At 43.0% G+C, this 5,029-nt stretch carries 6 protein-coding genes; 2 read left to right on the top strand and 4 right to left on the bottom strand.

The genetic code is table 11. From position 1 onward, the window contains the following. Positions 1-372, top strand: a 372-nt coding sequence (locus tag P6N53_RS18375) for a hypothetical protein (RefSeq protein ID WP_304545823.1), incomplete at its 5' end; no start/stop codon positions are given. Between the two features lie 935 nt (positions 373-1,307). Here P6N53_RS18375 and P6N53_RS18370 read toward each other — a convergent pair. The 4 genes from P6N53_RS18370 to P6N53_RS18355 form a co-directional block, all read right to left on the bottom strand. After that, the gene (locus P6N53_RS18370; protein ID WP_304545821.1) at positions 1,308-1,538 is read right to left on the bottom strand and encodes an SWIM zinc finger family protein; all 231 of its coding nucleotides are present in this window, start codon (positions 1,536-1,538) and stop codon (positions 1,308-1,310) included. A gap of 80 nt (positions 1,539-1,618) precedes the next feature. Continuing rightward, the gene (locus P6N53_RS18365) at positions 1,619-2,125 is read right to left on the bottom strand and encodes an HD domain-containing protein (protein WP_304545819.1); all 507 of its coding nucleotides are present in this window, start codon (positions 2,123-2,125) and stop codon (positions 1,619-1,621) included. Between the two features lie 80 nt (positions 2,126-2,205). After that, positions 2,206-2,412, bottom strand: coding sequence for a hypothetical protein (locus tag P6N53_RS18360; protein ID WP_304545818.1), 207 nt, complete (start codon positions 2,410-2,412; stop codon positions 2,206-2,208). 451 nt (positions 2,413-2,863) lie between these two features. Next, entirely contained in the window at positions 2,864-3,157 is a 294-nt protein-coding gene (locus P6N53_RS18355; protein WP_304545817.1) for an SWIM zinc finger family protein, read from the bottom strand. Between the two features lie 361 nt (positions 3,158-3,518). Here P6N53_RS18355 and P6N53_RS18350 point away from each other — a divergent pair, with 361 nt between their 5' ends. Continuing rightward, positions 3,519-4,844: an IS3 family transposase gene (locus tag P6N53_RS18350; RefSeq protein WP_304545814.1), complete on the top strand. Its 1,326-nt coding sequence runs from the start codon at positions 3,519-3,521 to the stop codon at positions 4,842-4,844. The last annotated feature ends 185 nt before the right edge of the window (positions 4,845-5,029 follow it).

The raw sequence follows: 5,029 nt of genomic DNA, 5'->3' as shown, positions 1-5,029 counted from the left end.
AGTTATTTAATTAATAAAATCTTAGATGATATCGGTTTATACGAAAGGTTTAAAGAATATCTTCTTAACGTATCTGAGGTATCCTCTAGTGGTAAAGAAGCAAATATAACAGTGATTTCACCTACAGTAACTGAAGAAAAAAAAAGAAGAGTAAGATTAAAAGTGGTTGGCAAAGATGATAAAGAAATTGCTGAAAATTTAGACAACCTACGTAAACATCGAGAATTTATTAACGAAGAAATAAGTAAATTTGAGAGGGAATACGAAAATTTACAAGAGATTTCATATGTTATTCAGAAGAAAGAAGGGATAACGGAGATAAGAAAAGTTAGTGAAAAAAGCTTAGGAAATAATGTTGATTATTATGAATAGGGAGTTAAGAAAAACTATAACAAGTGAGGTGTTCCCAAAATTAACACTTTATATATACACTAGTTTATGGGATATCAGTTTGAACAGGTTGATAGAAACTATAAAGAAATCCCTAATATGTCGCCACGGGATTTTTAGTCGGCATAATGCTTACCAGTATACGTTGAGAATCTTTGTTCGTATTTTAGTTAGTTACTGGCGACGACTCAAAGTTGACAGAGATGCAGTGGTGTTGGTTGGCAGTGGCTTCGCCCAGACTATATCTTAGAGGAAGGGGTGTTGAGAAAATCACCTCTCCGGGATGGATGGGTTGAGGGAGTAATATTTTTTACCCAAGCTTACGTTTGGGTACTGTGGATACGGAACGGTACACCCCGCCTCCACCAAAATATGTAAATAATGGTACTGGCAGATAATTGCTAGCACCGTTTTTATTTTTAAGCTATGTTATTAGATCATCTTATATAAATTTGACATCTGCCATGACCTTGTACTAGACTGCCTTATTGAGTTGTTTTTGCTTTAGTCGGCTACATATGTACGGCACAAAAATGGCAACTGGCTTTAACTGTTCAACATATTTGTGCCACAGTTTTGGCAAGGAAAATCTGGAAGCTCAAATTCAGTACCAACATATCCATGTGTACATTCCTGAAGGTCATAGATCACAGATAAAGGGATTTCTTCAGTTGAGTTGCAGTTTGGGCAGCTAAAAGTAATAGTTGATAGTATACCAACTATATAATCGGGAACAAGTTTGTCTTTCAACTAATTATAGAATCTTAAAACAAATATAGTCTTGCAGTTACTGGGGATAAAAAAGTCTTAAAACGTACTAGTCAGTCGCTACCCAATACTAACTCACCTATAGCGATTCTGACCGCAAGCGGAGCCGTAGCCGACCAAAAGAAGAAACGGCTGGAGGCCGTGCTGGCCTACTGGCCAGCACGAAGAACCTCCTGAACCTGCCTGTGTGCACTGCGCTCAGCTGCTTCGTGAGCCAGCTCGGCCATAGCCACAAAAGCGATGTGTTTGCAGTGTACACCTCGAACAACGAAATCGTGACAACTGCAGCTGGCACCCTTCGGGCTAATGCTAACACAGAATTCTTTGTGGTCGTACTGTACAAACCCTCGTAACTCAACTAGATGGGCCCGCTCCCACAAGCCGACCCGTCAGTTGAGACAAAAAAGCGACCAAAGCGGCCGCTATAATGGGAGGAGCGGGAGGCGAGCTATAAACAGAATCATATACCCCCAGTATTCAGGAAATACTCTTTAGCTAGGACTTTTCCAGCAGTTGTTTTAAAGTTCTCCTCAATGTAGCCCGGAAGCTTTTCTATATCATTCTTAATATCCATAGCTTCCATATTTGCGATAAGATCAGCTTCCCATAAAACCTGAAAGTCAATACCATCTATTTTTTCAGGGGTATGATGATTGCCAACTATGTAACATACCCTGTCAATCTTGCCTGGTTCATAACCTACTTTTTCAAGTATCTGCCTCGCTATTATTGCACCTTCTTTTTCTTGATACTTAGCTTCCATAGAGCCATACTTCCGTTGAGCTTCAAGGGCACCAATATCATGTAGTATAGCAGTAATAGTGATTAGTTCTCTTTTTTCACTGTCTATGCTTTCTCCAGTCATTATATCTTCGGCCAGTTGAAGTACCTTTAATGTATGGTCAACTCCATATGGAACATCATGAAAGACATTAATCATTTCTTTTATTACTGTTTCTTTAAGCATGATTACCTCGTATTAATAGTATTTGCTCTATTTTAGATTATGTTGAAAATCAACACAATAATTTTTGGGTTAAGGAAATATCAAACCACGAATCCTTGCCACTTGTAGTCCCGCATATTGCCCTTAGGAGTAAGGGTAGTGTATTTAATTCTACCTTTTATTCCGCCCGGCAGCCAGATGGTGTCACCATCCACAGTGCCGTACCTGTCCAGAATCTCCCACAGAGCAGCCTTTTCCGATTTACCCATACCTAAAGCGTGCCCCTGGAACTGGCCACCGGTTCCCACAAAGATATACCCATCCTTAGGCTTATAGCCAAAACCACATTCTCCTGATAATGCTTCAACTATACTTCTTATAATTCTCTCTCTTTCCCGTTTAGATATTCATCATTATCCTTCTGCACAGAAATAACCCACCGAGGTTTATGTTTCTTCAGGTTATTAGAGTCTTTTTTGGTTATTTTTTTACCGGGACTAATCTATATCACTCCTAACGATTAAATAAATTTACAATAAATACCAATTATTTAATCGGGAACAAGTTTGTCTTTCAAGAATTAAAAAACTCACTTAAATAGAATCTTAAAACAAATAGTCTTGCAGCAGTTACTGGCGATAAAAAAGTCTTAAAACGTACTAGTCAGTCGCTACCCAATACTAACTCACCTATAGCGATTCTGACCGCAAGCGGAGCCGTGGCCGACCAAAAGAAGAAACGGCCGGAGGCCGTGCCGGCCTACTGGCCAGCGCGAAGAACCTCCTGAACCTGCCTGTGTGCACTGCGCTCAGCTGCTTCGTGAGCCAGCTCGGCCATAGCCACAAAAGCGATGTATTTGCAGTGTACACCTCGAACAACGAAACTGCAGCTGGCACCCTTCAGGCTAATGCTAACACCGAATTCTTTGCGGTCGTACTGTACAAACCCTCGTAACTCAACTACCCTAGAAACGAAAACCCTGTGCTTAACTTCCCACTTCCAACCAGCCTGTAACCCAGCCAGACCACGGCCCCTTGATGGGCCCGCTCCCACAAGCCGACCCATTATCCGAGACAAAAAGCGACCAAAGCGGCCGCTATAATGGGAGGAGCGGGAGTTGCAATTAGCGTTGAGGTAGGTAAGGGTGTTACAGAGAGTGGTTGGAAAGACGTAGATGAGTTCCTTGAAGAAAACAAATGAACTCAGATAGGGCAAAGGTTATTAAGTTTCCGGGGAAATACCAATTGTTCTTTTAACTACAAATAAAAGCAAAAATAAAGTTAACACCCCTTCTGAACTGTAAAATGGACCCTATAAAGTGGACACTGAAAAAAGTCCCTTTACAGGGTCTGTTTCTGTATACTGAAATAAGAGATGTCATGTGTTGCCAGCTACATCCGAAAGGAGTCCGGATATGTCTAAAATCACTTTCACAGCTGAACAGGTTGTAATCCTGAAGGAAAATCAGTATGTTAAGGCTGCTTCAGAGAAGAGCATCACCTATACTGACGAATATAAACGGCACTTCGTATCAGAAAGCCTTCAGGGGAAGCATTCGAAGCAAATCTTCCAGGAAGCCGGCTTTGCCGTTGAAATCCTGGGCGAAGAGCGCATCAAGGCGTTCGCTAAGAAATGGCGTAAACGTTACCGCGAAGAAGGAATGCTTTCCCTAGAAGATACCCGAAAACATAGTTCTGGCCGGCCCAGGAAGACTGAGCGGACACCCCAGCAGGAAATCGAGTGGTTGAAGGAACGAATTGTCCTGCTCGAACAGGAGAAAGAACTGCTAAAAAAAGCAGACTGGAGCGAAAGGAGGCGAGGAAGCGCGGAAAAATCAAGTGACAGCTTTGCATTGCTCCATAAGCTCAAGCACAACGGATCCTATAACGGCACCATCCAGGATGGCTGTGACCTGTTGGGTATTTCCCGATCCGGCTATTACAGCCATTTGAGGAAAACCCCCGCCCGGCAAGCCCGTGAGAAAGAGGATCAGCAGTGGAAAGCCCATATTCAGAAGGCCTATGAGTACCGCGGCTACAAGAAAGGATCTCGAAGCATCGTGATGTACTTTCACAACCGGAAAGGAATCACCGTCAACCGCAAGAAAGTGCAGCGTTTAATGCGCAAATTTGGCATAGTCTGCCCGATACGCAAGGCTAATCCGTATCGACGGATCGCCAAAGCCACGAAGGAGCACAGCACCGCCCCCAACATACTGCAGCGCCAGTTTGACCAGGGTGTGGCCGGCAAGGTTCTTCTCACAGATATCACGTATCTACCGGGAAAGGAAGGTTTCCTTGGATACCTCTCCACCATTAAGGATGGATCAACCAAGGAGATTCTGGCGCACTATGTGTCAGACAATCTGAAACTGGACATCTCTTTAAAGACCATCGAAATCCTCATGCATAACCATAGGATATCCCTGCGAGAGGATGCCTTCATTCACTCCGATCAAGGGGTGCACTACACTAGTCCTGACTTTAGAAAGAAACTGCGAGGGTTCCACCTAGGACAGTCCATGTCAAGGCGTGGGAACTGCTGGGACAATGCTCCACAAGAGTCCTTCTTCGGGCATCTGAAGGATGAGATACCTTACCAATCCTGCGCAAACCTAGATGATCTGAGGAGAATCGTTGATGACTATATCCAATACTATAATGAGGAACGGGGTCAGTGGAAACTGAAGAAGCTGCCTCCGGCAAAATACCGGGAGCAGCTTCTCCAATTAGTTGCATAGGCTTTTTTTTAATTGTCGTTGACTTGGGGTCCATTTTACTGCCCCCTGTCAAGTAGACAGTGGAAATAATAAAAATCCCTGACACCAATCATTTCCTTATGGTTGGTGTCATTTTTATGCTGCTGAACTATTCAGGAATTGTCTGTATTCCAAAGGCGTCATACAGTTTAATCTCTTTTGATATC

The organism is Desulforamulus aquiferis (assembly GCF_030577015.1).
Lineage (GTDB): Bacteria > Bacillota > Desulfotomaculia > Desulfotomaculales > Desulfotomaculaceae > Desulfotomaculum > Desulfotomaculum aquiferis.
This window is presented reverse-complemented; position numbering and strand designations above follow the sequence as displayed.

Bases quoted from the DNA above. Each gene is read 5' to 3' on its own strand.
- P6N53_RS18365 (WP_304545819.1), bottom strand. From the start codon at position 2,125: ATGCTTAAAGAAACAGTAATAAAAGAAATGATTAATGTCTTTCATGAT.
- P6N53_RS18350 (WP_304545814.1), top strand. From the start codon at position 3,519: ATGTCTAAAATCACTTTCACAGCTGAACAGGTTGTAATCCTGAAGGAA.